30 protein-coding genes and 1 pseudogene are annotated in these 26,862 nt (G+C 63.4%); 4 read left to right on the top strand and 27 right to left on the bottom strand.

The window, feature by feature from the left end; all coding sequences use genetic code 11:
• Positions 1 to 130 precede the first annotated feature (130 nt).
• The 5 genes from ACEVBK_RS10970 to ACEVBK_RS10950 form a co-directional block, all read right to left on the bottom strand.
• Positions 131 to 502: a transcriptional regulator, TraR/DksA family protein gene (locus ACEVBK_RS10970; protein ID WP_375054989.1), complete on the bottom strand. Its 372-nt coding sequence runs from the start codon at positions 500 to 502 to the stop codon at positions 131 to 133.
• A 71-nt stretch (positions 503 to 573) separates the two neighbouring features.
• On the bottom strand, positions 574 to 1,503 hold the full coding sequence (locus ACEVBK_RS10965) for a tRNA-dihydrouridine synthase (protein WP_375054988.1): 930 nt from the start codon (positions 1,501 to 1,503) through the stop codon (positions 574 to 576).
• 78 nt (positions 1,504 to 1,581) lie between these two features.
• Positions 1,582 to 2,406 (bottom strand): sterol desaturase family protein, encoded by an 825-nt coding sequence (locus ACEVBK_RS10960; protein WP_375054987.1) that lies wholly within the window; start codon positions 2,404 to 2,406, stop codon positions 1,582 to 1,584.
• 20 nt (positions 2,407 to 2,426) lie between these two features.
• On the bottom strand, positions 2,427 to 3,053 hold the full coding sequence (locus ACEVBK_RS10955) for a TIGR04282 family arsenosugar biosynthesis glycosyltransferase (RefSeq protein WP_375054986.1): 627 nt from the start codon (positions 3,051 to 3,053) through the stop codon (positions 2,427 to 2,429).
• The gene (locus ACEVBK_RS10950; RefSeq protein ID WP_375054985.1) at positions 3,050 to 3,712 is read right to left on the bottom strand and encodes a TIGR04283 family arsenosugar biosynthesis glycosyltransferase; all 663 of its coding nucleotides are present in this window, start codon (positions 3,710 to 3,712) and stop codon (positions 3,050 to 3,052) included. Before ACEVBK_RS10950 ends, ACEVBK_RS10955 begins: the two co-directional genes overlap by 4 nt.
• A 220-nt stretch (positions 3,713 to 3,932) precedes the next feature.
• On the opposite strand from ACEVBK_RS10950, the gene mtnK reads away from it, so the two are divergent.
• Positions 3,933 to 5,117 carry an S-methyl-5-thioribose kinase gene (mtnK, locus tag ACEVBK_RS10945; RefSeq protein WP_375054983.1) on the top strand — a complete coding sequence of 395 codons (1,185 nt, stop codon included), beginning with the start codon at positions 3,933 to 3,935 and terminating at the stop codon, positions 5,115 to 5,117.
• Here mtnK and ACEVBK_RS10940 read toward each other — a convergent pair.
• The 5 genes from ACEVBK_RS10940 to ACEVBK_RS10920 are packed head-to-tail and all read right to left on the bottom strand — an operon-like array spanning position 5,114 to position 9,088.
• Positions 5,114 to 5,596 carry a DUF3299 domain-containing protein gene (locus ACEVBK_RS10940; protein WP_375054982.1) on the bottom strand — a complete coding sequence of 161 codons (483 nt, stop codon included), beginning with the start codon at positions 5,594 to 5,596 and terminating at the stop codon, positions 5,114 to 5,116. The two genes, mtnK and ACEVBK_RS10940, sit on opposite strands and share 4 nt — an antisense overlap.
• The gene (locus tag ACEVBK_RS10935) at positions 5,593 to 6,840 is read right to left on the bottom strand and encodes an ABC transporter permease (RefSeq protein WP_375054981.1); all 1,248 of its coding nucleotides are present in this window, start codon (positions 6,838 to 6,840) and stop codon (positions 5,593 to 5,595) included. The genes ACEVBK_RS10940 and ACEVBK_RS10935 overlap by 4 nt, the downstream gene beginning before the upstream one ends.
• On the bottom strand, positions 6,834 to 7,520 hold the full coding sequence (locus ACEVBK_RS10930; protein ID WP_375054980.1) for an ABC transporter ATP-binding protein: 687 nt from the start codon (positions 7,518 to 7,520) through the stop codon (positions 6,834 to 6,836). The genes ACEVBK_RS10935 and ACEVBK_RS10930 overlap by 7 nt, the downstream gene beginning before the upstream one ends.
• A 3-nt stretch (positions 7,521 to 7,523) precedes the next feature.
• Positions 7,524 to 8,150, bottom strand: a complete 627-nt coding sequence (locus ACEVBK_RS10925; protein ID WP_375054979.1) for a DUF2796 domain-containing protein — start codon at positions 8,148 to 8,150, stop codon at positions 7,524 to 7,526.
• Positions 8,151 to 8,176: 26 nt separating this feature from the next.
• The gene (locus tag ACEVBK_RS10920; RefSeq protein ID WP_375054978.1) at positions 8,177 to 9,088 is read right to left on the bottom strand and encodes a LysR family transcriptional regulator; all 912 of its coding nucleotides are present in this window, start codon (positions 9,086 to 9,088) and stop codon (positions 8,177 to 8,179) included.
• Between the two features lie 89 nt (positions 9,089 to 9,177).
• Here ACEVBK_RS10920 and ACEVBK_RS10915 point away from each other — a divergent pair, with 89 nt between their 5' ends.
• Complete coding sequence (locus ACEVBK_RS10915; protein WP_375054977.1) at positions 9,178 to 10,368, top strand: MFS transporter; 1,191 nt, start codon at positions 9,178 to 9,180, stop codon at positions 10,366 to 10,368.
• Here the strand turns inward: ACEVBK_RS10915 and ACEVBK_RS10910 are convergent.
• Both ACEVBK_RS10910 and ACEVBK_RS10905 read right to left on the bottom strand, forming a co-directional pair.
• Complete coding sequence (locus tag ACEVBK_RS10910) at positions 10,358 to 10,876, bottom strand: VOC family protein (protein WP_375054976.1); 519 nt, start codon at positions 10,874 to 10,876, stop codon at positions 10,358 to 10,360. The genes ACEVBK_RS10915 and ACEVBK_RS10910 overlap by 11 nt on opposite strands.
• Before the next feature lie 11 nt (positions 10,877 to 10,887).
• Positions 10,888 to 11,652: a DNA repair ATPase gene (locus ACEVBK_RS10905; RefSeq protein WP_375054975.1), complete on the bottom strand. Its 765-nt coding sequence runs from the start codon at positions 11,650 to 11,652 to the stop codon at positions 10,888 to 10,890.
• Between the two features lie 202 nt (positions 11,653 to 11,854).
• Here ACEVBK_RS10905 and cysB point away from each other — a divergent pair, with 202 nt between their 5' ends.
• Positions 11,855 to 12,829, top strand: a complete 975-nt coding sequence (gene cysB, locus ACEVBK_RS10900; protein WP_375054974.1) for an HTH-type transcriptional regulator CysB — start codon at positions 11,855 to 11,857, stop codon at positions 12,827 to 12,829.
• Positions 12,830 to 12,886: 57 nt separating this feature from the next.
• On the opposite strand, the gene gloA is transcribed toward cysB, so the two are convergent.
• From gloA to ACEVBK_RS10825, 15 genes and pseudogenes are all read right to left on the bottom strand, one after another.
• The gene (gloA, locus tag ACEVBK_RS10895; RefSeq protein WP_375054973.1) at positions 12,887 to 13,294 is read right to left on the bottom strand and encodes a lactoylglutathione lyase; all 408 of its coding nucleotides are present in this window, start codon (positions 13,292 to 13,294) and stop codon (positions 12,887 to 12,889) included.
• Between the two features lie 50 nt (positions 13,295 to 13,344).
• Complete coding sequence (locus ACEVBK_RS10890) at positions 13,345 to 13,731, bottom strand: CBS domain-containing protein (protein WP_375054972.1); 387 nt, start codon at positions 13,729 to 13,731, stop codon at positions 13,345 to 13,347.
• Positions 13,732 to 13,803: 72 nt separating this feature from the next.
• Positions 13,804 to 14,169: a P-II family nitrogen regulator gene (locus ACEVBK_RS10885; RefSeq protein WP_375054971.1), complete on the bottom strand. Its 366-nt coding sequence runs from the start codon at positions 14,167 to 14,169 to the stop codon at positions 13,804 to 13,806.
• Positions 14,166 to 15,650, bottom strand: a complete 1,485-nt coding sequence (locus ACEVBK_RS10880) for a DUF1538 domain-containing protein (RefSeq protein WP_375054970.1) — start codon at positions 15,648 to 15,650, stop codon at positions 14,166 to 14,168. The genes ACEVBK_RS10885 and ACEVBK_RS10880 overlap by 4 nt, the downstream gene beginning before the upstream one ends.
• A 72-nt stretch (positions 15,651 to 15,722) precedes the next feature.
• Positions 15,723 to 16,364: an endonuclease III gene (nth, locus tag ACEVBK_RS10875; protein WP_375054969.1), complete on the bottom strand. Its 642-nt coding sequence runs from the start codon at positions 16,362 to 16,364 to the stop codon at positions 15,723 to 15,725.
• On the bottom strand, positions 16,361 to 17,056 hold the full coding sequence (locus tag ACEVBK_RS10870; RefSeq protein WP_375054968.1) for an electron transport complex subunit E: 696 nt from the start codon (positions 17,054 to 17,056) through the stop codon (positions 16,361 to 16,363). Before ACEVBK_RS10870 ends, nth begins: the two co-directional genes overlap by 4 nt.
• Positions 17,053 to 17,685 (bottom strand): electron transport complex subunit RsxG, encoded by a 633-nt coding sequence (rsxG, locus tag ACEVBK_RS10865; protein WP_375054967.1) that lies wholly within the window; start codon positions 17,683 to 17,685, stop codon positions 17,053 to 17,055. The genes ACEVBK_RS10870 and rsxG overlap by 4 nt, the downstream gene beginning before the upstream one ends.
• Positions 17,685 to 18,734: an electron transport complex subunit RsxD gene (rsxD, locus tag ACEVBK_RS10860; RefSeq protein ID WP_375054966.1), complete on the bottom strand. Its 1,050-nt coding sequence runs from the start codon at positions 18,732 to 18,734 to the stop codon at positions 17,685 to 17,687. The genes rsxG and rsxD overlap by 1 nt, the downstream gene beginning before the upstream one ends.
• A gap of 17 nt (positions 18,735 to 18,751) precedes the next feature.
• A pseudogene (gene rsxC, locus ACEVBK_RS10855) lies at positions 18,752 to 20,803 on the bottom strand (electron transport complex subunit RsxC); the annotation flags it as partial.
• 1 nt (position 20,804) lies between these two features.
• Positions 20,805 to 21,359 carry an electron transport complex subunit RsxB gene (rsxB, locus tag ACEVBK_RS10850; protein ID WP_375054965.1) on the bottom strand — a complete coding sequence of 185 codons (555 nt, stop codon included), beginning with the start codon at positions 21,357 to 21,359 and terminating at the stop codon, positions 20,805 to 20,807.
• A 1-nt stretch (position 21,360) separates the two neighbouring features.
• Positions 21,361 to 21,942 (bottom strand): electron transport complex subunit RsxA, encoded by a 582-nt coding sequence (gene rsxA / locus ACEVBK_RS10845; protein ID WP_375054964.1) that lies wholly within the window; start codon positions 21,940 to 21,942, stop codon positions 21,361 to 21,363.
• A 79-nt stretch (positions 21,943 to 22,021) separates the two neighbouring features.
• Entirely contained in the window at positions 22,022 to 22,756 is a 735-nt protein-coding gene (locus ACEVBK_RS10840) for a TSUP family transporter (RefSeq protein ID WP_375054963.1), read from the bottom strand.
• 506 nt (positions 22,757 to 23,262) lie between these two features.
• Positions 23,263 to 24,225, bottom strand: a complete 963-nt coding sequence (pfkA, locus tag ACEVBK_RS10835) for a 6-phosphofructokinase (protein WP_375054962.1) — start codon at positions 24,223 to 24,225, stop codon at positions 23,263 to 23,265.
• 79 nt (positions 24,226 to 24,304) lie between these two features.
• Positions 24,305 to 25,057, bottom strand: a complete 753-nt coding sequence (gene tpiA / locus ACEVBK_RS10830) for a triose-phosphate isomerase (protein ID WP_375054961.1) — start codon at positions 25,055 to 25,057, stop codon at positions 24,305 to 24,307.
• A gap of 92 nt (positions 25,058 to 25,149) precedes the next feature.
• Complete coding sequence (locus tag ACEVBK_RS10825) at positions 25,150 to 25,935, bottom strand: ElyC/SanA/YdcF family protein (RefSeq protein ID WP_375054960.1); 786 nt, start codon at positions 25,933 to 25,935, stop codon at positions 25,150 to 25,152.
• Positions 25,936 to 26,015: 80 nt separating this feature from the next.
• Between ACEVBK_RS10825 and ACEVBK_RS10820 the strand changes: the two genes are divergently transcribed.
• On the top strand, positions 26,016 to 26,804 hold the full coding sequence (locus ACEVBK_RS10820; protein WP_375054959.1) for a methyltransferase domain-containing protein: 789 nt from the start codon (positions 26,016 to 26,018) through the stop codon (positions 26,802 to 26,804).
• Positions 26,805 to 26,862 lie beyond the last annotated feature (58 nt).

Genomic DNA, 26,862 nt, shown 5'->3' with positions numbered 1-26,862 from the left:
TGAGCTGAATAAGAAGTGCAAAAAGCCGGCGTCGAGCCGGCTTTTTTACTACTGAATCCGTTGGTTGGCGGTAATGCTGCCAGCCCCCAGCCCCCAGCCCCCAGCCCCCAGCCCCTAGCCCCGTTCGTTCTTACAACTCCCAGGCGCCGTGATGGGCCTTTCGGTATCTCTCTTCGCAAGCGTCGCAACGCTGGCGGCAGGGGTCGTGCCATAACTGTTCCGGGGTCAGCTCGGCTTCGCAATCGCTGCACAGGCCGTACAGGCCCAATTGCCACTGGCACAGGGCGGCGTCCGCCTGCTTCAGGGATGTCAGCTGCGGCTGCAGCTGCGGGTAGCCGGCCAGGGGCGGGTAGTCGGCCCACTCATCCGCCGGCAGTCGGTGCAGCTCGGCGGCCAGGGGGGCGTCCAGGGCCAGCAGCGCCTGCAGAAAGGCCTGGCGACGCTGCTCCACCTCGGCCTGCAGCCGGGCTTCCAGCTGGGATTCGGTAATGATGCTGCTCATGGTGATATCCAAAAAGGGGGAATACTGGTTGTCAGTATAGGGCCCGGTCTATCGGCATATCATGATACAAATCAAAGGGAAGCCAGAGTCCGGCGGATGTCGGCGGTGTGTTTCAGGGTGCGAATCCGGCCAAACAGCGCCTTGGCCTGGGGGTATTGCAGCTTGAGATAACTCAGCCATTGCTTGATGCGGTTCGGATAATAGAGCCCCTTGTCACCCTCTATCTCCATATCGGAATAGTCCAGCAGCAATGCCATAATCTGCTCCCAGCTCAGCGGCGGGGAGCCGGTCTTGATGGTGGTGGCCAGGTTGGGCAGCGCCAGGGCGCCCCGGCCCAGCATCAGATCCCGGCAGCCACTCTGGGCCCGGGCCTGATCGGCCTGGGCGGCGTTCCAGATCTCCCCGTTGATCACCACCGGAATGGAGAGGAGCGCCCTGATCTCTGCTACCAGCGGCCAGTAGGCGGGGGGACGATAACCGTCCTGCTTGCTGCGGGCATGCACCGCCAGCTCGCTGACGCCGCCTTCGGCCAGGGCCTGGCTGTTTTCCAGGTAGGAATCCCGCTCTTCCAGCCCCAGTCGGATCTTGGCGCTGACCGGCAGAGCGGCGGGCACCGCTGCCCGCACCGCCCTGGCGATGCGGTAGAGTTGTTCGCTGTCGCCCAGCAGGGCGGCGCCGCCCCGGTGCCGGTTGACGGTTTTGGCCGGGCAGCCGAAATTGAGATCGATGCCGCCGGCCCCCAGGCGACAGGCCTGGGCGGCATTTTCGGCCAGCCAGTCCGGATCCTGGCCGAGCAGCTGGATGCGTACCGGGGTGCCCGCCGGGGTGCGGCACCCCTGGTACAGTTCCGGGCACAGCCGGTAGAACACCCGGGGGGGCAGGCGCATGTCCACCACCCGGATAAACTCGGTCACGCAGAGATCGAAGGGATTGAGGCGGGTCAGCAGATCCCGCATCAGATGGTCCAGTACCCCTTCCATCGGGGCCAGTATCAGGCGCATGGCGGCTCTAAGGTGTTAAAAGCGGGGATTGTATAGTGCCCGGGCCGGAGCGCAAAGCCCGGCCGGCCCCGGATGCGGTTATTTCGGTATTTCCCGCCCGCCCGACGGCCGAGGCGGCCGGCGAAACGGCTGCAGCAGCATCCGATCCAGGCGGAGTTCGCCGGGGTCCCGGAATTCCTCGAGGCCGATGATCATGCCGGCATGGCCGGCGGCCGGCTGGGCGCGATAGGTACCGAACAAACGATCCCACCAGGGCAGATTGAAGCCGAAGTTGCTGTCCGTTTCCCGGCGCAGGATGGAGTGGTGCACCCGGTGCATGTCCGGCGTAACCACCAGCAGCCGCAGGCGGCGATCCAGCCTCGCCGGCAGGCGGACATTGCCATGGTTGAACATGGAGCTGATGTTCAGCAGCACCTCGAAGATCAGCACCGCCAGCGCCGGGGTGCCCAGCAGGACCACGGCCAGCAGCTTGATCAGCATGGACAGCAGTATTTCCAGGGGATGAAAGCGTAACCCGGTGGTCACGTCGAATTCCAGGTCGGCATGATGCAGGCGATGCAGGCGCCAGAGCAGGGGCACGGCATGAAACAACCGGTGCTGCAGATAGATGATGAAGTCCAGCGCCAGCAGTGACAGCAGCAGGCCGAACCAGCCCGGCAGCGAGAGCTGATTGAGCAGGCCCCAGCCCCGCTCGGCCGCCACCAGGGCGGCACCCACGGCAGCCAGCGGAAACCATAACCGTACCAGCAGGGTGTTGAGCGCCACCAGTGCCAGGTTATGGGGCCAGCGCCGGCGCCTGGGGCACTGTGGTCTCCGCCGTGGGGCGGCCAGCTCCCAGCCCATCATCGCCAGCAGGACGCCGATAAAGAGGCCGAGGCGAACAAGGGGTTCATATTCAGCCATCAGGCCGTCTCCCGCACATCTCAGCGCCCCACCAGGGCGGCACCGACCCATCGGGAAGGCAACCAGAACAGATCGTCCGGTTCGTCGATGTCCCGCAGGCATTCTCCCTGATAGAAACACCAGCCGAGCTCCCGTATCCGCTGGCGGGTCAGGCTGGCAACGCGGTCCGTGCTCCAGGGAATATCCGTGAAAATGGCCGGATGAAACCGGCGCAGGCCGAGCAGGGCGTAACCGCCGTCACAGGTAGGATGGAGCATGACATCGCAGTGCTCCAGGCGGCGAGCGGCCTCGCGCAGCAGTGCCGGGCTGATATGGGGGCAATCGGTGCCAATCAGCAGCACCTGCTCGCCTCGTGCCAGCCCCCGGCGGGCAGCTCGCGCCATGCGGGCACCCAGATCCCCCTCGCCCTGCCGGCTGATCTCGAGATGGGCGGGCAGCACCAGATTGCGCCATTCCGGCTGCTCCGGCCCCGGGCTGATGCACAATTCTACCGGGCCCAGCCCGGCCGCCCGGCTGCAGGCCAGGGTAGACATCAGCATGCGTCTGGCCAGGCGGGCCGAGCCCTCGGCGCCGAGAGCCGGGATCAGCCGGGTCTTGGCCAGGCCGGCCACCGGCGCCTTGGCAAAAATGATGATACGGGTGTTCATCGGTAGGCCCTCGCCAGTGCTTCGGCATCGGTGCCGCGCCAGTAGGCGAAGCGCAGCCGCCACATCAGCCAGATGGTGCGCAGGAGTCCCCGCTCTTCCCAGCGTCGGCCAGAGGTGCAGGCCCTGAGCCGGAGGCAGGCCGGCGCACTCAGCCGTTTCAGCCGCTTGCTGAGCTCGATGTCTTCCATCAGCGGCTGGTCGGGAAAGCCGCCGATGCGCTCGAAGCTTTCCCGGCGAACGAAGATGGCCTGATCGCCGGTGGCGATGCCGCTCAGCCGCGAGCGCAGGTTGATAAAGAAGGCAATCACCCTCAGCAGGGGGTGACGGCCACGGATGCTCAGGTCGAAACGCCCCCAGTGATGCTGCTCCAGCGCGCGGGCCACCGCCGGCAGGGCCTGGTGCGGCAGCCGGGTGTCGGCATGCAGGAACAGGAGGTTGTCGCCCTTGGCCAGGGCGGCGCCGGCGTTCATCTGTCGTGCTCGCCCCCGGTTGGCGGTCAGGACCCTGATGCCGGCCCCCCGGGCCAGCGACTCGGTGTCGTCCTGGCTGCCGCCATCGACCAGGATCAGCTCCCATCGGCGGTCCTGCGGCGGCAGCGCGGCCAGGGTGGCGGGCAAGGTGGCCGCTTCGTTGAGTGCCGGAATAATGACTGACAGCATGGCGGCTCCCTGGTGGCTATGGTGTAAGGATGGATCACCGGTCGGCAAGGCATCGGCCCTGAATCCCAGGGGCCATCCATCCGCCTTGCCTCTAATTAGTCGGGGCGAGGCGCAGAATTCTTACAGTCGTTGAGAGCATAGGGTAATAACAGGCATCCTGCCGGTGTCTATACTGGCAGAAATCCAATGGGGATGGGGATGTAATGATGAACATGATGGCATGGCAAGCGACAGGGAGGCCGGCAGGATGAACGGCTACCGTATTTTCAGCATCATAGATGCCATCGACTATGCCCGGGAGCAGGGGGGCCTGAAGGGCACCTTGCAGGCCGGCGAAATCGGGGATGGCAACCTTAACCTGGTGTTCAAGGTGTGGGAGGAGGGCCGGTCCCGGGGCGTTATCGTCAAGCAGGCGCTGCCCTTTATTCGCTGTGTGGGCGAGTCCTGGCCCCTGACCCGGGACCGGGCCCGTATCGAGGCCGAGGTGCTGCTGGCCCAGGGAACACATTGCCCGGAGCATGTGGTCAAGGTGTTGCATCATGATCCGGCGCTGTCGGTGATGCTGCTGGAAGACCTGTCATCCCATCGGGTCTGGCGCCGGGCCTTGCTCGAGGGAGAGCCCTGCCCGGGCGCGGCAACCCGGCTCGGCCATTATCTGGCCCGGGTGCATTATTACAGCTCCGATTTTCATCTTTCCTCCCGCGCCAAGCGGGCGGCGCTGGTGAAATTTATCAATCCGGAGCTGTGCGCCATTACCGAGGCGGTGTTTTTCAGTGACCCTTACCGGGATCACGAACGCAATAACATCGACCCGGCCATCCGGGATGAGGCCGGGCGGTTGTGGGCGGACGAGGCGCTGCGCGCCCGGGTGGCGGCGCTCAAGCACGACTTCCAGAGTCGAACCGAGGCCCTGCTGCACGGGGATTTGCATACCGGGTCCGTGATGGTCACCGGAGACAGCCTCAAGGTGATCGACGGGGAGTTCGGGGGATACGGCCCCATGGGGTTCGACCTGGGATCGGTTATCGGCAACCTGTTGCTGAACGGATGCGGCCGGCCTGGCCGGGAGACACGACAACGGCGTGTCGACGATATCCTGGCGTTATGGTGTGTTTTTCACCGCGAGTTCGCGCAACTGGCCGCCCAGGGGCCGGATCCGGTCCTGGCCGAGCCCTGTTATATCGAGGCGTTTCTACGGCGGGTATGGCAGGACAGCCTGGGTTATGCGGGGACCGAAATGATCCGTCGCACCATCGGCATCGCTCATGTGGCGGATCTGGACGGTATCGAGGATCCAGCGGTACGGGCCAGGAGCCAGCGGCAGGCGCTGGCGTTGGGTCGCCGGCTTGTTCTGGAGGCCGGGCAACTGGGCCCGGCCGACCTCACCGCGCTCGCAGCAGGCTAGAGATCGTAAGCTTCGACGCTGACGCCTTCGAGGGAGTAGGAGGCATTGGCCACTTCATGGCTGGCGCTGACGGTACGCAGGGTACCGCTGACCCAGACCGCGTCCCAGAGGTCGTCCACCTGGGCGCCCTTGGGGTAGTCCACGTAGACTATCTGGTTGGTGGGCGGCGGTGGCACATGGATGCAGGCGCCGAAATAGGGCACCAGGAAGAAGGTGGTCACCGCCTTGCTGTCTCCCTCGAGTGGCACCACAAAGCCCGGCAAGCGCACCTTCTGGCCGTTCAGCGAGGGGACTACCTTGCCGACCGGCTGGGGCGGAATGGCAAATTCATCTTCATGATTCACTTCCGGGAAGGGGGGCGGGTTGAGCCGCTCCTCCATCGGGATCAGGTCGTCCCATTCCAGCAGGGTAAATTGGTCGGCCCAGGCCGGTGCCACCAACAGGGCCAGGGAGGCCAGCCATATCTTTGCGGTTTTCACTGTTTAATACTCATTCCGTCGTTGACCGAGTAGCGGTAGGCCTGGGCCGCCGGCAACAGGCCGATCACCAGGCCCGCCAGCCAGATAAGCCCCAGCAGGCGCCATTCGGCTGCCGTAGGCAGGCCGGGGTACAGCAGCAGGCCGTACTGGGTCTGCACCAGCGGTGCCGCCAGGCCAAGGCCAAGATACAACAGCAGCAGCCCGAGTAAAATACCCAAACCGGTGAGAATGGCCGCTTCCAGTGCCAGCAGCGTGAACAGGTGGCGTGGCCCGGCGCCGAGGGAACGCAGTATCGCCAGTTCCCGCCGCCGGGCCGAGAGGCCGGCAAGCAGGGTGGTGAGCATGCCCAACAGGCCCGCCACCACCACGAACAGGGCAATGAAGGCGATGGCCTTCTCCGCCATGCTCATCATGCTCCACAGCTCGTGCAGGGCGGTACCGGGCAGAATGGCGGACAGCGGCTCGGCCCGGTAGCTGTTGATGGCCCGTTGCAGTTGGAAGGCCAGTATCTTGTTGTCCAATCCGACCAGGAAGGCGGTGATGGCCTTGGGGGTCAGGTCCGCGGTGCGGGCCTCGTCGTGGCTGAGGCTATGGGTCTGGCGGCCACTCTGCCAGCCCAGGTGGATGGCTTCGAGGCCGTCCAGCCGGACATGAACCGTCCTGTCCACCGGCGTGCCGGTGGGGGCCAGTATGCCTACCAGGGTAAAGGGCAGGTCATCGTGCAGGCTGAAGGAGGTGTTGCCGGCGCCGTGGGCGATCACCAGCTCTGCTCCCAGCCGATAGCCGAGCTGGCGGGCCACGTCGCTGCCTATCACCGCTTCGAAAGTGTCGGCAAAGGGGCGGCCCTGGGCCAGTTGCAGGGCCTGCTGGCGGCCGTAAGCGTAGTGCGTGAAGTAATCTTCGCTGGTGCCCAGTACCCGGAAGCCCTGGTGGGAGTCGCCGAGGGAAAGGGGAATGGTCCAGGCCACCCCCTTCTGCTCCCCGATACGCTGGTAGGAATCCCAGCTGATGTTGTTGGTCGGGTTGCCGAGACGGAACACCGAGTACAACAGCAGGTTGATCTGGCCGGAGCGGGCGCCCACGATCAGATCGGTGCCGGAGATGGTGCGGGCGAAGCTGTCTTTCAGCTCATGGCGCACCTTCTCCACTCCCACCAGCAGCAGCACGCTGATGGCGATGGCGGCCAGGGTGAGGCCGGCGGTGAGCCGGCGTGCCCACAGGCTTTTGAAGGCCAGCATTAACATGAAGATACCTTATTCAGTTCGGGCAGGGACACCACCCGGGAAAACAACGGCTCCAGGTGGGGGTCATGGCTGACGAACACCAGGGTGCTATCCTGCAGCCGGCATTCGTTGAACAGCAACTCGATAAAGGCGGCCCTGTTGTCGGTGTCCAGCGCCGAAGTGGGCTCATCGGCGATGACCAGCTCGGGGCGGCCGATCAGTGCCCGGGCCGCGGCCACCCGTTGTTGCTGGCCGATGCTCAGGCTGTGCACCGGCTGTTGCCACAGGGCGGGGGGCAACTGCAGCTCACCCAGCAGCCGTTCGGCTTCTTCCCGGGCCGGAGCCTGCAGCCGGTCGCGTTTGTAGCGGGAAAAAATCAGTGCCGAGGTAACGTTCTCCAGCACCGACAGAAAAGGCAGCAGATTGAACTGCTGGAAGATATAACCCAGGTGATCGGCCCGGAAGCGATCCCGGGCCCGGCCGGACAGCTGCGCCAAATCCTGGCCCAGCACCTCGAGCCGGCCCTGGCTGGCGGGCTGAATGCCGGCCAGCAGGCCGAGCAGGGTGCTCTTGCCGCTGCCGCTCGGGCCCTTGATAAAGATGCGCTCTCCGGGCATCAGCTCGAGCCGCTCGATATGCAGCAGCTCGGGCTGGCCGGGCCAGGAAAAGCGCAGGTTTGCTATGGAAATCAGTGAGGTCATCGGTTACCAGCTGAGTTGGGTTTGCTCCGGGGTCAGGGTAGCGGCCACCTGGCCCGAAGGCAGGATACCCTGTACCTCGATGCGGTTAAAGCTCGGGAACTGTTCGAACAGGGCGACATCGATACGGTTCAGGACCTGGGGCTGCTCGCAGTGGTAGAAATAGTGCACCTGGACATCGCTGTGGGCATGCTCGTCATGGTCATGGTCATGGTCATGGTCATGGTCCTTATGGTCGTTGCCATGGGCGTGCTTGTCATGATGGTCGTGTTTATGCTCATCATGATGGTCGTGGTCGTGCTTATGATCATCGTGATGATCATCATGCTCGTCCTTGACCAGCTCGACCTTCTCCAGCCGGCAGGACGCCGCCGGGGACAGGGTGAAGAGGGTGTCGGCCTGGCGGATTTTTGCCATCGCCGCAGCCTGCTGGGCCAGTTCTGCCTCGGTCTTGGCTTCGTGCTCGAAACCGACCAGATCCGCCGCCGGCGCGGTCAGCTCCAGCACCAGATGACCCTGCTCCAGCGCCAGGTTGAGCATGCCATAGCCGTGTTCGTGAACGCCGAGCTGGGTCTGTGCGGACAGGCCGAGGGGCAGCAGGGCAAGGCCAAGGGCGATAGGACTAAGTTTCATACGACACTCCATTAGTATTGATTTTGTTACGTTATAACGTTTTTGGTGTGTTCCTGTAAAGGCCGCTGGTGCTGCTCCCGGATAAAGTCGATAAAGGCCTGCTCGGCTCGGGACAGTCGCCGGTCGTCCGGCCAGGCCAGGCAAAGGTCGAGAAAATAGGGCTCCTGGAAGGAGACGGCGAACAGGTCGGGATCATCCTTGAGCACCATGCGCAGGAAGGTGGTGATGGCAAAGCCCTGGCGGACCACCGCCTTCAGCAGCGGGATCAGGTTGCTCTCGAAGCCGATGCGGGGGCTGATGCCGGTTTGGCGGGCCACGTCGTCGATGTATTCCCGGTGGAAGAAGCCGTGGCGAAATACCGCCAACTCCTGGCGCAGGAAGTCTTCGATGGCCATATAAGGCTGGTGGCGGGCCGGGTGCTCCGCCGACACCACCGCCACCATCTCTTCCCGCAGCAGGGGCAGGCCGGTCAGACCCGCCGGCAGGGAGGAGGTGAGCACTATGCCGAGGCCGAGCTCGCCCCGGCACAGGCGTTCCAGCAGATCCTGGGTGCCGGCTTCCTCCACCCGGATGGAGAGGCCCGGGTAGCGATGCTTGAACGCCATTAGCAGGGGAGGGAAGTAGAACGAGCCGAGCATACTGGGAATGCCGATACAGACCTCACCGCTGTTCAGATCGTGCAAGGCCGCCATATCCTGCTCGGCCAGCCGCAGGGCACCGAGTATACGCTCGGCGTGCTGATAGAGCCGTTCGCCTTCGGCGGTCAGATGCATGCGCCCCTGCCGGCGGTCAAACAGGGCGGTGCCGAGCCGTTGCTCCAGTTTCTTGATGGTCATGGTGACGGCGGGTTGGGCCAGGAGCAGTTGCTCGGCAGCCCGGGTGATGCTGCCTTCCCGGGCCACGGCGGCGAACTGGTGCAGCCATTTGGTTTCAAGCATAACGTTTAGTTATTTTTTCCATAAATTTTATATATTTCATTTATGCACCGGCGGGCGCTAAGGTCAAGGCTGTGATCCCGGAGACCCCCATGATAGACCTGAAAACCCCGCTCTGGTGGCGTGCCACCCTGGCCCTCGGCCTGGGCTCCATACTGGTATTCGTCAACCTGTACCTGACCCAGCCGTTGTTGCCGCTGCTGGCCCGGGACTTCGAGCTGTCGGCGCTGAGCGCCAGCTGGGCCTTGTCGGTATCGACCCTGGGGCTGGCCGTCGGCCTGCTGTTCTGGGCCCGGGTGGCCGACCTGATTGGCCGCAAACCGGTGATGCTGGGTTGCCTGCTGGTCGCTATCCTGCTCAGCCTGCTGATTGCCCTGGTACCCGGTTTTGCCACCCTGGTGATATTGCGGGCCCTGCAGGGGTTCTTCCTGGCCGGGCTGCCGGCCACGGCGGTGGCCTACATGGGGGAGGAGTTCACGCCCAGGGCGCTGGTGACCAGCATCGGCATCTATATTGCCGCCAACTCCATGGGGGGCATCGCCGGGCGGGTGTTCGGCGGTTTTATCGCCCAGTGGGCCGGTGGCTGGCAGGCCAGCTTCCTGATCCTGGGGGGGCTGAGCCTGTTGCTGTGGCTGCCGCTGCTGAAGCTGCTGCCGCACTCCCGCCATTTTGTGCCGGCCGCCAGCGGGGAGGGCTTCCATGCCTTGCTCGGCCATGTACGCAATCCCCTGCTGTGGCCGGTGTACCTGGTGGGCGGCCTTAATTTTATGGTGTTTCTGAACCAGTACACCTATGTGGCTTTTTACCTGGCGGCACCGCCGATCAACCTGGCGCCGGCGGCGTTGGGCCTGTTGTTCCTGACCTATCTGAGCGGCACCTTCGCCTCGGGCATCAGCGGCTGGCTGATCGGCCGTTTCGGGCTCGGTAAAACCCTGCTGATGGCCATCGCCATCATGGCGGTGGGCAACCTGGGGCTGTTCAGCCACCGCATGCCGCTTATTCTGCTGGCGCTGCTGGTGGACAGCTTCGCTTTTTTCCTGGCCCACGCCTGTGCCAGCAGCTGGGTGGGCCGCAGCGTACGGCAGCACAGGGCGCTGGCCTCGTCACTTTACCTGGTGTTCTACTATCTTGGGGCCAGCCTGGGCGGGCTCTACCTCTACCCCTACTGGGAGTGGGCGGGACTGCCCGGCGTGGCCGCGGGCATGATGCTGGTACTGGTGGTCACCGCGGGGCTCGGCCTGCGGCTGTTGCGGCAGGAGCAGCGTCTGCCGGCTATGGCGTAAAATAGTCCCGGGGTACCGGCACCACGTCGTCGCGGGCGATTTCCGCGGCGATGGTGTCCGCCAGGCTCTGCAGATGGAATTTGAGCTGGTAGGGGGGCAGGGACAGGGTCAGCTCCGGCGGATGCTGGGCCAGCCCTTTGCCGTCAAACGGCACGGCCGGATAGTCACGCAGCAGTTGCTCCAGATCGGGCACCACTATCTCCCCATGCTCCAGGCCGTGCAGATGGGTTTTGCCCGGCTTGGGGGCGGCCAGTTCCAGACAGGGGACGGGGCCGAAAGGGCCTTCCAGCGGTTGGTGCAGCCGGAAGGTAATAATGGGCCGGCCTGCAATCATGCCTTCCACCAGGCAGTCCCCCACCGCCGCCAGCTCATGGCGCAGTTTCAGGTATTCCCGGGGGTCGGCGGTGCGATAACAGACATGATCCATGGGCCCCAGGTTCAGGGGCAAGCCATGGCGGGTCATGTGGCGGGCCAGGGTTTCCAGAAAAGCCCGGGTATCACCCAGCATCGGTTCCGGGGTCACCATTTGCGCTTGGGCTCGAACAGCACATCCAGCTCGGATTTCTCTTCCCGCTCCTCCCGCTCCTTTTGTTCCTGCTCAACCCGGATCTGGCTGCTGGTAAGCTCGCTCAGCCGCTGTTGCAGGACTTCTTCAATCTTCTTCAACTGCTCATCCTTATCCATGACCTGTTCCAGCACCGTCAGGCCTTTCTGAAGCATTTGCCGGGCCATGGCGTTATCACGGTTTTCATGGGCCATACGAGCCCGTTTGGTCAGGTTGGACAGGTTGATCTTCAGCTGTACCAATTCCAGTCGGCGATCTTCCTGAACAAAGGTCTGGTTACCGAGTTTGCCCTTGTTGTGCTCGATACGGAGCACGGCTCGCAGCCGTTTCACGATTTGCAGCATATGGATGGCCTGCTGATCGGACTCCGGTGGCTTCAGAGCGGATTGCTCCATCTGGTAATGTTCTTTGACCTGTTGCAGCTGTTGTTGAATATTGACGAGGCGGGATTTGACCTGGCTGTTTTTCGGATCCTGCTGTTGCATGGTTTGCAGGCTGGATAAAATGCGCTGGTAGAGGGTCATCACCAGCGTTTTGCTGTAGGGCAGTTGGCCGGCGTTCAGCAGCAGATCATCGGCTTCGTTGATGATGTTTTTGTGCTTGAGCAGCAGGGCGCGCTTTTCGGCTTCCTGCTTCTGTCGGTATTGCTGAAGAATATTGTAAATGATGACCAGAAAGAGCAGGGCGCCTATGGCTATGAGTACCAGGGTCAGAGTCATCTGTCAGCGGCTCGCTTCGGTTACGGTGAGAATCAGGGAGGAAATGTTAACCCAGTAATAGCGCTTTGGCTAACTTCCTGTACGTAAAGACGGCAAAACCGGCGACAGTTCAGGTGATTAGCCTATTCGGTGCGGTTGCTACAGAGGATCTTTTTCCAAGGTCTGATAGTATTTAGCTAAGTCACCCTAACCCTGAGACGCCATGAAACTGCAACAGTTGCGCTACATCGTCGAAGTTGCCAACCATAACCTGAATGTGTCCGCCACCGCCGAAAGCCTGTATACCTCCCAGCCCGGGATCAGCAAGCAGGTGCGGATGCTGGAGGATGAACTGGGCATCCAGGTATTTGAGCGCAGCGGCAAGCATTTGACCCAGGTTACTCCTGCGGGAAAGGATATCATCCGCATCGCCAGTGAGATCCTGGGCAAGGTCGAGAGTATCAGGGCGGTGGCCAGCCAGCATACCCACCCGGATCAGGGCTCGCTCAATATTTCGACTACCCATACCCAGGCCCGTTATGCCCTGCCCGAAGTGATCAAGGGCTTTATTGCCCGCTATCCCAAGGTGTCCTTGCATATGCATCAAGGCACCCCGGTGCAGATCAGCGAGTCGGTGGCCAAGGGCGCCTCCGACTTTGCCATCGCCACCGAGGCGCTGCACCTGTATCAGGACTTGATCATGCTGCCCTGCTACCATTGGAACCGCTGCATCCTGGTGCCCAAGGGGCACCCGCTGACGGCCATCGAGAAGCCAAGCATCGCCGATATTGCCCGGTATCCGCTGGTCACCTATGTGTTCGGTTTTACCGGCCGCTCCGAGCTGGACATCGCCTTCAACCGGGCCGGCTTCGAGCCCAGGGTGGTGTTTACCGCGACCGATGCGGATGTGATCAAAACCTACGTACGGCTGGGGATTGGCATCGGCGTACTGGCCAGCATGGCGGTGGACCCGGTGCAGGATGCGGATCTGGTAGCCATCGACGCCAGCCACTTGTTTGCTGCCAGCACCACCAAGATAGGTTTTCGCAAGGGCACTTTTCTGCGCAGCTATATGTATGACTTTATGGAGCGGTTCGCACCGCATCTCACCCGGGAGCGGGTGGACAAGGTGACTACCCTGAAGGCGCCGGAAGAGATAGACAAGCTGTTCGAGGGGATAGAACTGCCTTATCGATAAGATAGGGACTAGGGATCAGGGAGGGGATGATTATCCCCAATCCCCAATCCCCGTAATTTATTCCCCCAGCCCCCTGCCGGCGTCCTTCTTGGCGATCAGCTCGATCTTGTAGCCGTCGGGGTCTTCCACGAAGGCGATGACGGTGGTGCCCCCCTTGACCGGGCCCGGCTCGCGGGTCACCTTGCCGCCGGCGGCGCGGATCTGCTCGCACATGCCGTAGATGTCGTCGGCTTCGATGGCGATATGACCGTAGGCGGTGCCCAGATCATAGCTGTCGGTGCCCCAGTTGTAGGTGAGTTCCAGTACCGCCTCGTCTTTTTCCTCGCCGTAACCGACGAAGGCCAGGGTGTACTGGTACTCGGTGTTTTCGCTGGTGCGCAGCAGCTTCATGCCCATGATGTCGGTGTAAAAGGCGATGGACTTATCCAGATCGCCGACCCGTAGCATGGTGTGCAAAATACGCATAATCAAGACTCCCAGTAGTTCAATTAAAGTTTAAAATCAGTCCGTTATTATTATTCCACCATGTCCAGTATGGTGTCGATGATATCGGTAATGGTGATAAGCCCCACCAGGCTGTTGTTGTCCAGCACCAGTATGCGGTTGAAACCGTAACAGGTCATCAGCCGGGCCACGTGCTTGATGGCCAGATCCTGGCCCACGGCGATGGCCGGCTTGGCACAGACATCATAAACATTGATCAAGTCGATATCGCCGCTTTCCGCCACTATGGTCTTGATGACGGTGGAGTAGGTGATAAGGCCGTAGGCGTCGTGCTCGTTGGCCTTGTCCACTACCAGGCATTTCACCTTGTGCCGTTTCATCAGGCTCAGGGCCTCCCGTACCTTGGCGAAGGGGGAAACGGTGATGACCTGGGTCACCATGATATCTTTTACCAGCATGGGTGTGCTCCTTTACTGCCTGATCCTAATTCTGTTGCATCGATCGGGTGATCTACTCTTCGGGACCGCTAGTTAGAAGTCGTCCTTGATAAAACGTTCGAACTGCTCGAGCTGGGCCGCCTCTATACCGCCCAGGTGCTCCAGGGGCAGGGTCAGCACCACGCCCTTGGAAGCGCCTTCGTCCTTGTCCTTCGGCGTGATCGCAAGCTCCGCCTGAATGGCCTTCAGCACGTGCAGCGACAGGTTTTTCTCCAGCACCATCAGCAGTATGCTCTGGGATCCTTCGTAGGTCAGCCCGAAAAAGGTCTTCTTGCTGCTGGTGCCGATGCCCCGGCCACTCATGATAGTGACACCACCGGCTCCGGCCTCCTTGGCCGCATCGATGCAGTCCTGCTCCAGCTCTTCCGGCACTATGGCCACCAGTAATGAAAATTTCATGAGGATGCTCTCCGGTATTTAAATAGCAGATCCGCTGCGATGGCGTAGATCATCACCGTCACTATGGGATAGATAGAGGCGAAGGCGATAAGGCCGAAGCCGTCGATCAGCACATTACGCCCCTCGATATGGCTGGCCAGGCCTATCCCCAGGGCGGTGATCAGCGGTACCGTCACTTCCGAGGTGGTGACCCCGCCCAGATCGAAGGCCAGCGCCAGTATGTTGCGCGGGCAGAACCAGATCAGCAGCAGTACCAACAGGTAGCTGCCGATGATGAAATGGTGGATGGAGCCGCCATCGACGATGCGATGTACCCCCAGGGTGATGCCCAGGGCGACGCCCAGGGCCACCACCAGGCGGATGGCCCGGGCGCTCAGCTCACCGGGTGCGGCCTGCTCCGCCTGGTGGCCCACGGCGATCAGCGCCGGCTCCGCCATGGTGGTGGCAAAGCCGATGGCGAAGGCGAACAGGTAGATATAGAGCGCCCGGTCCTGCTTTATCAGCTGTTCGGCCATGCTGGTACCGATGGGGAAAAGGCCCAGCTTGAGGCCGACCACGAAGGCGTAAAGCCCTACCAGCACCAACAGGAAGCCGAAAAACACCCGGACTGGGTTGGACAGGGCTCTCCCCAGCACCAGGTACTGGAAGAAGAGCACCACCACCAGAATGGGCGTCACATCCCGCAGCAGGGAAAAAAGGTCGAGAATGACACGCAACCCGGGGGAAGGCGTGACGGTATCCTGAAAGTCGCTCGCCGACAGGGGCAGAGGAGCCGTGCCCAGGCTGTAGGTGACGATGCCGTAGAGTTGCACGCTGACCATGGGCACCATCACCGCCAGGGCCACCAGGCCGAAGCCGTCCATCAGCGGGTTGCGACCCTTAATGGACGAGGCCAGGCCGATCCCCATGGCGGCGATCAGCGGTACCGTGACGATATTGGTGGTGACCCCGCCCGAATCGTAGGCCAGGCCGACGATTTCGGGTGGGGCGAAGAAGGTCACCAGCACCACCAGGCTATAGCCGCCGATCATGTACCAGTGCAGGCCCTGGCCGAGGATGATACGCAGCACCCCGATGGCCATCACCAGACCCACCGAGAGGGCCACGATCAGGCGCAGTGTCAGGGCCTGGATGCGCCCTTCACTGACCAGCTCGGCCTGGGAGGCTACCGCGATCAGGGCCGGCTCGGCGATCACCGCCGAAAAGCCCATGGCGAAACCGAAGCAGAGCAGAATGGGTACCGAGCCCCTGCGGGCGAACTGGTTGGCCAGGCTCTTGCCGAGGGGAAAGATGCTGAGCTCCAGCCCCTGCAGGAAGAGGGCGATGCCGGCGGCCACGATAAGCAACCCCAGGGCCATACCGGCGGCATTCTCCGGCCACTGGCCGAGCAGCAACTGGAACAGCAACACCACGGCAACGATGGGCAGCAGGTTATTCAGGGCATGTAAGAAGGCACCGGCAAAGAGCCTGAGTGTATGCAAACCATGCTCCTTAGGTTACTCGGTTGAGCCCAAGTCTATCCCGGATCGAGGGGGGAGGATCAAGCCCGGGATTCAGGAATCGGGATATTGCTTGTCTTTATATTCGCACAAATCCTCGATGATGCAGGCGCCGCAGCGGGGTTTGCGCGCCAGGCACACATAGCGGCCATGCAGGATAAACCAGTGATGCACATCCAGCTTGAACTCGGCCGGCACCCATTTCAGCAGTTTCTGCTCGACCTCGTCCACGTTCTTGCCCGGGGCGAAGCGGGTCCGGTTGGCCAGGCGGAAGATATGGGTGTCCACCGCTATGGTGGGCCAGCCGAAGGCGGTATTGAGCACCACGTTGGCGGTTTTTCGACCCACCCCGGGCAGGGCTTCCAGCGCCTCGCGGCTCTCCGGCACCTCACCGCCGTGCTGTTCCAGCAGTAGGGTACAGGTCTTGATGACGTTCTCGGCCTTCGAATTGAACAGCCCTATGGTCTTGATATGTTCTTTCACGCCGTCCACCCCCAGGGCCTGCATGGCGGCAGGGGTGGGGGCGGCGGCGAACAGACCCTTGGTGGCCTTGTTGACACTCACGTCCGTGGCCTGGGCCGAGAGCAGTACGGCGATCAGCAGTTCGAAGGGGCTGGTGTAGTTCAGCTCCGTGGTGGGCTGGGGGTTGTCCGCCCGCAGTCGCTCCAGGATCTGACGGCGTTTTTCCATGTTCATAACGAAGTAACCCTTGCTCTGGTGATTTCGGCCTTGGGCGCCGGCGCCCGGCGGGCCGCCAGCCGTCCGTCCAGCCAGTTTTTGGCGGCGATCAGCAGTCCCAGGCCGATAAAGGCGCCGGGCGGCAGTATCGCCAGCAGGAAGCCGTTGTCCAGGTGCAGCACATCGAGCCGCAGGCCCGCCGCCCAGTCGCCCAGCAGCAGCTCGGCACCGTCGAACAGGGTACCCTGGCCCAGCAGCTCGCGCAGTCCGCCCAGCACCAGCAGTACGGCGGTAAAGCCCAGGCCCATCATCAGGCCGTCGAGGGCGGCCAGGGGCGGGCTGTTCTTGGAGGCGAAGGCCTCGGCCCGGCCGATGATCACGCAGTTGGTGACGATAAGCGGAATAAAGATGCCGAGCGACTGGTAGAGGCCATAGGTGTAGGCATTCATCAGCAACTGCACGCAAGTCACGAAACTGGCGATGATCATCACGTAGATGGGAATGCGCACCTCGTTCGGCACCCAGCGGCGCACCAGGGACACGGTAACATTGGAGCCTATCAGCACCAGCATGGTGGCCAGCCCCAGGCCCATGGCGTTGGTCAGGGTACTGGTCACCGCCAGCACCGGGCAGAGGCCGAGGATCTGCACCAGGGCAGGGTTGTTCCGCCACAGGCCCTGGCGGATGATGTCTTGTTGTTGTTCGGTCATAGGGCATCTCCGCAGCGGGGGGAATGGCTCAGCAACTCCGGCTCCAGTTCCAGCATCAGCAACACCTGGCGTACCGCCCTGACCACCGCCCGGGGGGTGATGGTGGCGCCGGTAAAGGCATCGAACTGGCCGCCGTCCCGACGCACCGCCCAGCGGGCGTCGTCTTCGCCCTGCAGTTGCATGCCGTCGAAGGCCAGCACCCAGGGGGATTTTTTCAGCTCGATCTTGTCACCCAGGCCGGGGGTTTCGTTATGGCCGAGCACCCGCACACCCGACAGGCGACCGTCGGCGTTCACGCCCACCACCAGCTTGATGGCGCCGCTGTAGCCGTCGGGGGCGATGGCTTCGATGGCATGGCCCCGTACTTCGCCGTCTTTCACCGCGGTGAAGGCGGGCAGCGGCTCCCGGCTGCCCAGGTAGTGTTCGTTGCTTACCAGCATGCAGTGGTCGAACAGGGGCTCGTCGTGGGTATCGGGGGGCAGCAGTTCGTTCAGCACCAGCAGCAACTGGGCCTGCTCCTGCTCCACTATGGTGTGCCGGGTCAGGCTGTGGGTAAAGGCCACCAGGGCGGTGCAGCCCAGGGCGAACAGGGCCAGGGTCAGGCCGTTCTTGCGCATCATCTCCAGCATCAGCGGGGCTCCCCGTAGGTCTTGGGTTTGGTCAGGCTGTCGATCATGGGCACCGTCATATTGGCCAGCAACACCGCGAAGGCCACCGCGTCCGGATAGCCGCCGAAGGTGCGGATAAGATAAATCAGCAGGCCGATCAGGGCGCCGTAGATGAGGCGACCGCGGAAGGTGGTGGAAGCCGACACCGGATCGGTGGCGATAAAGAAGGCGCCCAGCATGGTGGCGCCGGAAAACAGGTGCATCATGGGGCCGATGGTGCCGTCGGGGGACACCATAAAGCCCACCAGGCTCAGCAACAGCAGGCTGCCGAGCATGGCCGCCGGTATCGGCCAACTGATGAGCCGCAGCCGCAACAGGGCCAGGCCGCCGGCCAGGTAGGCCAGGTTGACCCACTGCCAGCCGATGCCGGCCAGGCCGCCGAACACCGGGCCGGCCAGGATTTCCCTGCTGGTATGGCCCTGGGTGAAGCCGGTTTTCAAGGCATCCAGGGGGGTGGCCATGGTGGTGCCGTCGGCCAACTCGCGCAATTGGTGGGGGGCGAAACCGTCCAGGGTGAACCCGGTGAAGATGGCGGACAGGCTGTCCAGCAGCCCCGGCGGGTAGTGCTGTAGCGCCAGCGGCGGCAGCCAGCTGGTCATGGGTAAGGGGAAGGACACCAGCAGCAGCACATAGGCCACCATGGCCGGGTTGAACAGGTTCTGGCCCAGGCCGCCATAGAGTTGCTTGGCGACGATGATGGCGAAGGCGGTGCCGATCACCACCAGCCACCAGGGTGCCAGCGGCGGCACCGCGATGCCGATCAGCAGCGCCGTGAGCAGGGCCGAATTGTCCCTGAGGGGGGTGAAGCGCCGCTTGCGCAGGGCCAGTACCAGGGCCTCGGCGCCGTAGGCGGTGGCCACGGCCAGGGCCATCTGGATCAGGCTGCCCCAACCGAAGAACCAGCACTGCGCCAGTATGCCCGGGACCAGGCAGTAGCAGACCCGCCGCATCAGGGCGGCGGTGTTCAGGGGGCTGTGATCATGGGGTGAACTGCTGAGTGTAAACGCCATTAGGACTCGTCTTCTCGATCGGGTTGAGAGGGGGTGGCCGGCTGCTGGGCCCGACGGGCCTTGGCCCGGGCCACCGCGGCCTTGATCGCGGCTTTTTTGTCGTCGCCGGCCTTCTTGTCGTCGTCGGTCTTGTCCGCCGCCGGGGCGGGTGCGGCTTCCTGTCCGGCCTTGCGCGCCTTGGCGCGGGCGATGGCGGCGGCCACGGCGGCCTTCTTGTCGTCGTCGGTCTTGTCCGCCGCCGGGGCGGGTGCGGCTTCCTGTGCGGCCTTGCGCGCCTTGGCGCGGGCGATGGCGGCGGCCACGGCGGCCTTCTTGTCGTCGTCGGCCTTGTCCGCCGCCGGGGCGGGCGCGGTTTCCTGTTCGGCCTTGCGCGCCTTGGCACGGGCGATGGCGGCGGCCACCGCCGTTGCCTTGTCATCGGCCGGCGCCGGGGTGCCTTGCTCCGTTTCCCGGGTCTTCAGCTCCCGGTTGCGGCGTGCCTCTTCCTTGCGTGCGGCGCGGGCGGCGGCCATGTCTTCCGGGCTCTGCTCCTGCTGCTGGCGGGCCTTGACCCGGGCCAGGGCGGCGGCCACCGGATCCTCACCGCCGGCGGCCACCTGCTCGGCCATGCGCGCCTTGCGCTCGGCGGCGGCTTTCTCGTGGCGGGCCTGACGCTCGGTCTTTTCCCGTCCCAGCCGGGCCTGGCGGGCCTCGAAACGGTGTTTGGCCCGCTCCGCCAGCTCCGCCTCGCGCTGGGCCTGGCGGATGTCGGCCTTGGCCACCCGGTAGTATTGCACCAGGGGGATCTGGCTGGGGCAGACATAGGCGCAGGCACCGCACTCGATGCAGTCGAACAGGTTGTGGCTGTTGAGCTTGTCGTGCTCGCCGGCGCGGGCAAACCAGTACAGTTGCTGGGGCAGCAGGCTGGCGGGGCAGGCGTCGGCACATTGGCTGCAACGGATGCAGGCCAGCTCCTCGTCGGCCGGGGGCAGCTCGGCCCGGGTCGGGGCCAGCAGGCAGTTGCTGCCCTTGATGATGGGGGCGCTGGCGCTGTGCAGGGTAAAGCCCATCATGGGGCCACCCATGATGATACGCTGCTCGGGCTCGGGCCTGAGTCCGTAACGTTGGAGCAGGTAGCGCACCGGGGTGCCGATATGCACCCAGGCGTTACCGGGCTCGGCGAAGGCATCGCCCGCCAGGGTGACCACCCGGCGAGTCAGGGGCTCGTCGTCCATCACCGCCCGCTTCACCGCGAAGGCGGTGCCTACATTCTGCACCACGATGCCGATGTCGGCGGGCAGGCCGTTGTGGGGCACCTGCCGGCCGGTGAGCATTTCGATCAGCTGCTTCTCACCGCCGGAAGGGTACTTGGTGGGCACCGCCACAATCAGGATCTGGTCGTCGTCGTTGGCCTTGCGCAGGGCCGCCAGGGCTTCGGGCTTGTTGTCCTCCACCGCCAGCACCGTGACTTGCGGTTGCACTATGTGCCGCAAGATGGCCACCCCCTGCAGTATTTCCTGCGGGTGTTCACGCATCAGCCGGTCGTCGGCGCTGATATAGGGCTCGCATTCCACCCCGTTGATGATCAGCGCCTCTATGGCCTTGCGCCGGGGCATCAGCTTGACGTGGGCGGGGAAACCGGCGCCGCCGAGGCCGGTGACGCCGGCGGAGTGGATGCGCTCCAGTAGCACGTCGGCGCCGAGGGCCCGGTAATCGGTGATAGGGAAACGCGGCCGCCACTGGTCCTCGCCGTCGGGCTCGAGCACCACGCAGGGGCCGTCCAGCCCGGAGGGGTGGCACAGGGGTCTGTCCTCGATGGCGGTCACCACTCCCGAGGTGGGGGCGTGCACCGGTATCATCATGGGGTTGAGCGGCTCGGTCAGGGGCTGGCCCTTGAGTACCCGTTCGCCGACCCTGACCTTGAGCTGGGCCGGCTGACCGATATGCTGGCGCACCTGCAGCACCAGCTCCGCCGGCAGGCCGGCCTCGCCGATGGGGGCAATATTGGCCGGCGCCTTGCGCTCGGGCGGATGGATGCCGCCATGAAAACCGTGCAGCTTGCCTGCGTTCAGATCCTGTAACAGCGACATCTTACTCTACCTGTTTGATGGCGATGGACGGCAGTTGCCATTTCCAGTTGTCGGGGGTGACCGGCAGCGGGATCATCTCGATACAGTCGGTGGGGCAGGGATCCACGCACAGATCGCAACCGGTGCATTCGTCCCGGATCACGGTGTGCAATGCCTTGGTGGCGCCGACGATGGCATCCACCGGGCAGGCCTGGATGCACTTGGTGCAGCCGATGCACATGTCTTCGTGGATAAAGGCGACCTTCTTTACCGGTTCGGCGGCGGCCTCGCCCATGGCCTGGGGCTCCACCCCCATCAGGTCGGCAATCTTGCGCATGGTGGCATCGCCGCCGGGCACGCACTTGTTGATGTCGTCACCGTTGGCGACCGCCTCGGCATAGGGGCGGCAGCCCGGATAGCCGCATTGGCCACACTGGGTCTGGGGCAGCAGTTCATCCAGCTGCTCGACGACGGGATCCGATTCCACCCTGAACCTGACGGCGGCGAAGCCCAGCACCAGGCCGAAGATCAGCGCCAGCAGCGCCAGTACCGCGATGGCGATTAAGATATGCATCATGTTAAAACTTGACCAGTCCGGTAAAGCCCATAAAGGCCAGCGACATCAGGCCGGCGGTGATCATGGCCAGTGCCGCGCCCTTGAAGGGCGCCGGCACATCGGCCCCGGCCAGGCGCTCGCGCATGGCGGCGAACAGCACCAGCACCAGGGAAAAGCCCAGGGCGGCGCCGAAGCCGTACACCAGGCTCTGCATAAAGTTGTGCTGTTCGTTGATATTCAGCAAGGCCACCCCCAGCACCGCGCAGTTGGTGGTGATCAGCGGCAGGAAAATGCCCAGCAGCCGGTACAGGGTGGGGCTGGTCTTGTGCACCACCATCTCGGTGAACTGCACCACCACAGCGATCACCAGTATAAAAGACAGGGTGCGCAGGTATAAAAGTTCCAGCGGCAGCAGTATGTACTGGTTGACCAGGTAGGAGCAGGCGGCGGCCAGGGTCAGCACGAAGGTGGTGGCCAGCCCCATGCCGATGGCGGTTTCCAGTTTTCCCGACACCCCCATGAAGGGGCAGAGTCCGAGAAACTTGACCAGCACGAAGTTGTTGACCAGCACGGTGCCGACAAACAGCAGCAGGTATTCAGACATGATCACTCGGCGATATTAAATGGCGGCCGGTATTATCGGCCTTTACGCCCCGTTTAACAATGCCACATATTCTATGGGATTATGACAAGGTATTGATTAGCATGCCGATAACCGCCAGGGTACAGAGCAATAAAGATCCGTAATGCATCACCGGCTTCGACACCAGGTGCAGGGTCTGCACCGCCAGCCAGTTGCCGAGCAGGGCTGCCGGCACCAGGGGAGCGGCCTGCAGCAACTGGGCCTGGCCGAAATAACCGCCGCCGATCAGCGCAATCACCGACATCAGGCTGGACACCAGGAAAAAGCCCGCCAGGTTGGCACGGATGCGGTGCATGTCGGCGCCGTGCAGCACCAGCACCATGGGCGGCCCGCCGATGGTGGTGCTGGTACCCATGACCCCGGACAGAAAGCCGCCCAGGGAGAGGGTGGTGCCGTTGGTGGGCAGGGCCAGGTTGCACAGGCGCACCAGCACCCCCAGCATGATGGTGAAGGCGATAAGGATGGCCAGCCAAGACTGGGACATCACCCCCAGCAGCCAGACCCCCACCAGGCTGCCGGGAATGCGGGCCAGCAGCGCCGGCGCCAGCAGGTTGAGCTCCAGCCCCTTGCGAAAACGCCAGCCGTTGATCAGGCACATCATCAGGATCACGAAGGACAGGGGGCCGGGCACCAGGGCCGGGTCCAGGTAGAACATCAGGGGAGCGGCGATGATCGCCATGCCGAAGCCGATGGCGGTCTGCACATAGGCGCCGGTAAAACAGGCCAGGGCGGCGAGCAGCAACACCAGCGGATCTAGTTCGATAATGTCCAGCATTTCAGGGCCTTGGAACAGCAATCAGGGTGCCATTATGGCCAATGGCGAGAGCCGGGGGAAGAGCGGCGGGGGCTGGCCTTATGGATATTCCGGGTTGGTACCATGGCAGAGCCGGGGGCCGACGTTATGGGGCGGTGCCGATGGGCCCCCGCCTTCGCGGGGGTGACAGTCCTGCAGGTCCTCGCGGCCTGCCCTGGACGAACGGCATTGGAGCCGGCCGAACAAGGATTCCAAAACTGACTGGTTTCAGGAGGACTTTTCTTCCTGCTTCGGCTCCGCCTGCTGCTGCTGTTGTTCCGCTTGTTTCTTTTCCTGCTCTTTGTCCTGGCCGCCGCAGGCGCCGCAACATCCGCTCATGGTGTTCTCCTCTGGGTTGATGACGGGAGCCAGCATAACCCCGGGAGGGCGAGGGTGGTTTGATCGGGGACAATAAAGAGGTATTCAGGATGATGATTAAAAAGTGGAGAAGTAAAGCAAGGCAGGCGGAGCGCCTGCCTTGAACATCCTCAGAACAGGGTGTTGGACAGCTGGTACATCTCTTCGTTGAAGGGACGCTTCAGGTGCTTGATGGAATCGATGATATCGTGATGCACGATATGGTTGTTCTGCAGGCCGACGCAGCGACCGCCGTAGCCTTCCAGCAGCAGCTCCACCGCCCGCGCGCCCATGCGGCTGGCCATGATCCTGTCCTGGGCGGTAGGGGTACCGCCGCGCTGGATATGACCGAGGATGGTGGCGCGGGTATCGCGGCCGGTGGCGGCCTGGATCTCCTTGGCCAGCTCGTTCACCTCACAGACGTTTTCGCAGATGGCCACGATGGCGTGCTTCTTGCCCTTGGCTACCCCTTCGTGGATTTGCTTGATCAGTTCGTCCTTGTCGAAGGCGATTTCGGGCACGATAACGTACTCGGCGCCGCCGGCCACGGCCGCGGAAGAGGTGAGGTCGCCGCAGTGACGGCCCATGATTTCCACCACCGAAATCCGGTTATGGGAACTGCAGGTATCACGCAGCCGATCGATGGCTTCCACCGCCACGTTGAGGGCGGTGTCGAAGCCGATGGTGAACTCGGTGCCGGCAATGTCGTTGTCGATGGTGCCGGGAATGCCGATGCAGGGAAAGCCCATTTCGGTCAGGCGCATGGCGCCCATATAGGAGCCGTCACCGCCGATCACCACCAGGGCATCGATGCCGTGCTTCTTCAGGTTTTCGACCGCCTCCTCGCGTACCTTCTCTTCCTTGAACTCGGGAAAGCGGGCCGAGCCCAGGAAGGTGCCGCCGCGGGTGATTACGTCGGACACGCTGTGGCGCTCGAGCGGCTTGATATCGTCGGCGTGCAGGCCCTGGTAGCCGTTGTAGATGCCGAATACTTCCAGGTTATGGTGCAAACCGGCCCGTACCACGGCCCGGATGGCGGCGTTCATGCCCGGGGCGTCGCCGCCGCTGGTCAGTACCCCAATTCGTTTAATCATCTTGGCCTCAATTCAAAATCGTGGTTGAAACCCGGAACAGCGGGCATATGTAGTAAAATTACCAATATGCCCGTTCTTTTTAGGCGCCAGCCTTGATAATGGCGGCAAACTCATCCGCCTGCAGGGCGGCACCGCCGACCAGGGCGCCGTCGATGTCTTCCATGGCAAAGAGGCCGGCGGCGCTGGCACCCTTGACCGAGCCGCCGTAGAGGATCTGCACGCCGGCGGCCACCTTGGTGTCCTGCTTGGCCAGGAAACCGCGAATGGCGGCATGTACGCTCTGGGCGATGTCGGGGGTGGCGGTCTTGCCGGTGCCGATGGCCCATACCGGCTCGTAGGCGATCACGGCGCTGGCCAGGGCCTGGATGCCGCTGTGGTCGATCACCGCCTGCAGTTGGCGCTCCACCACGGCCTGGGTTTCGTTGGCTTCGAACTGCTCCAGGGTTTCACCGATGCACAGCACCGGCACCAGGCCGGCCTGCTGGATGGCGGCGAATTTGGCGGCCACCACGGCGTCGCTTTCTTCGTGCAGGGTGCGGCGCTCGCTGTGGCCGACCAGTACATACTGCACCCCGAACTCACCGTACATGGCCGGGGAGTTTTCGCCGGTGAAGGCGCCCTGGGTGTGAACGTCCGCGTCCTGGGCGCCGAGGGCGATGGTGCTGTCGGCCAGCAGCTCCTGGGCCCGGCCCAGGAACAGCACGGGCGGGCACACGGCCACGGCCACGTTGGCGGCCTCGGCGGCGGGGGCCTTGAGGGCGTTGATCAGTTCCGCCACCATGGTCTTGCTGCCGTTCAGCTTCCAGTTGCCCATTACCAGTGTTTGTCTCATGAGTTGTTTCCTTTCAGTTAAATGTGATCATTATAGGGACATAGATCCGGTGAAACTAGGAACCAGGGCACAATTTGATGTAATTTTTCATCTTATTTGTTGTGCCCGGTCAAAGATATGACCTCGGTGCGGCCGAGCCGCTGCCACCACAGCCCCAGGTACTCGTGCCAGGCCTGCTCGCTGCGCCACAGATAGCGGGCCCGGGGCAGATAAGTATAAAGCGGCAGGGCGGCACCGCTTTCCCTGACCTGGTGATCGACCGGGGCCGCCAGGGGCGCGGCCCCGGCGGCGGCGAACAGCGCCATGGCCCGCGGCATATGGCTGGCGGAGGTGACCAGCACCGCCCGGCGATGCAGGATGAGCGGGGCGATGGCCCGGGCCTCTTCCGCCGTGTCCTTAGGCTTGGGCAGCATCAGCAGGCGCTGCCTGGCGATGCCGAGCGCCACCGCCACCTCGCCGTAGAGCTCGGCGCTGGTGCGGCCTTCACCGCCCGCATAGCCACTCAGGATCAGCCGGGCTTGCGGGTAGGCGTGGGCCAGGCGTACCCCTTCGGCGATGCGATAAAGCCCGGCCTGGCCGAGCTGGCTCAGCAGCGGCAGGCGCGGGTCCGCCACCTGGGCGGCCCCCAGCACGATGATGTCCTGCACCGGTTCGGCGGTGAGCTCATGGGGGGGATAGCGCGATTCCAGCGGCGCCATCAGCGCATTGGCCACCGGCCGGGTGGCGAGCAGCAGCAAGGTCCCCAGCGACAGCACCAACAGGCCGATCCCGCTGCGCTTGTGCCGCAACAGCAGCAGAAACAACCCCCAAAAACCCAGAAACAGCAGCAGGGGTAGCGGTAATAACAGGCTACCCAGCCACTTTTTCGCCAAAAACATCGTCTCCATGCACGCACGCATTTGTTAACCGTAGCGGTTATGCCAGAATAGCCTTCCCCGAGTCACGAAGAAACACCAAGGTGCAGCCAAATACCAGCTTCGATGGCAAAAGCGATACCTTTGCCCGCAATATCTACGGCACCACCAAGGGCCGCATCCGGCTGGCGGTGCTGGGCCGGGATCTGGACGAGCTGCTGCAGACGCTGCCGCCACGGCCGCTGCGCATCCTGGATGCGGGGGGCGGTTTCGGCCCCCTGTCGCAACCCCTGGCGGCGCTCGGCCACCGGGTGGTGCTGTGCGACCTGTCCGGCGAGATGCTGGCGCTGGCGCGGGAGCAGGTGGCGAAAAAAGGCCTGAACCAGCAATTTGACTTTATCCAGGCGCCGATACAGTCGTTGACTGTCGCGGACATGGGCCGCTTCGACCTGATCCTGTGCCATGCGGTGCTGGAATGGGTGGAGGATCAGGCCGGCCTGCTCAGCGTGCTGAACGCCCTGCTGGCGGACGACGGCCAGCTGTCGCTGATGTTCTACAACCGGGACGGCCTGCTGTTCCACAGCCTGGTAATGGGCAACTTCGATTACGTGCACGCCGACCTGGTCAAGAAACGACGCCAGAAACTGACGCCGGGCTGGCCCTGCCGGCCGGACGAGGTTTACCGATGGCTGGAGCAGCTGGGTTTTGCTATAACCGGGCGCAGCGGCGTGCGGGTGTTGCATGATTATATGGTGGATCGCCAGGTGAAAGCAGAGCGCCCGGACGAGGTGATAGAAATGGAACTGGCCCACGCCCGCCGGGAGCCCTTTGTACACCTGGGGCGCTATATTCATGTGCTGGCACGTAAAGGCGCCAGCCCGGCCGCCGACTGAATGGCTCCCCGCCTGCACGGGATGACGGAAAAGCGTGGGGGGGACGGAAAGCGCAGGA

The sequence above is a fragment of the Zobellella sp. DQSA1 genome (genome assembly GCF_041950555.1).
In the GTDB taxonomy this organism is placed as follows: Bacteria; Pseudomonadota; Gammaproteobacteria; order Enterobacterales; family Aeromonadaceae; genus Oceanimonas.
Note: the sequence above shows the minus strand (reverse complement) of the source record. Positions and strands in the feature narration are given on the sequence as shown.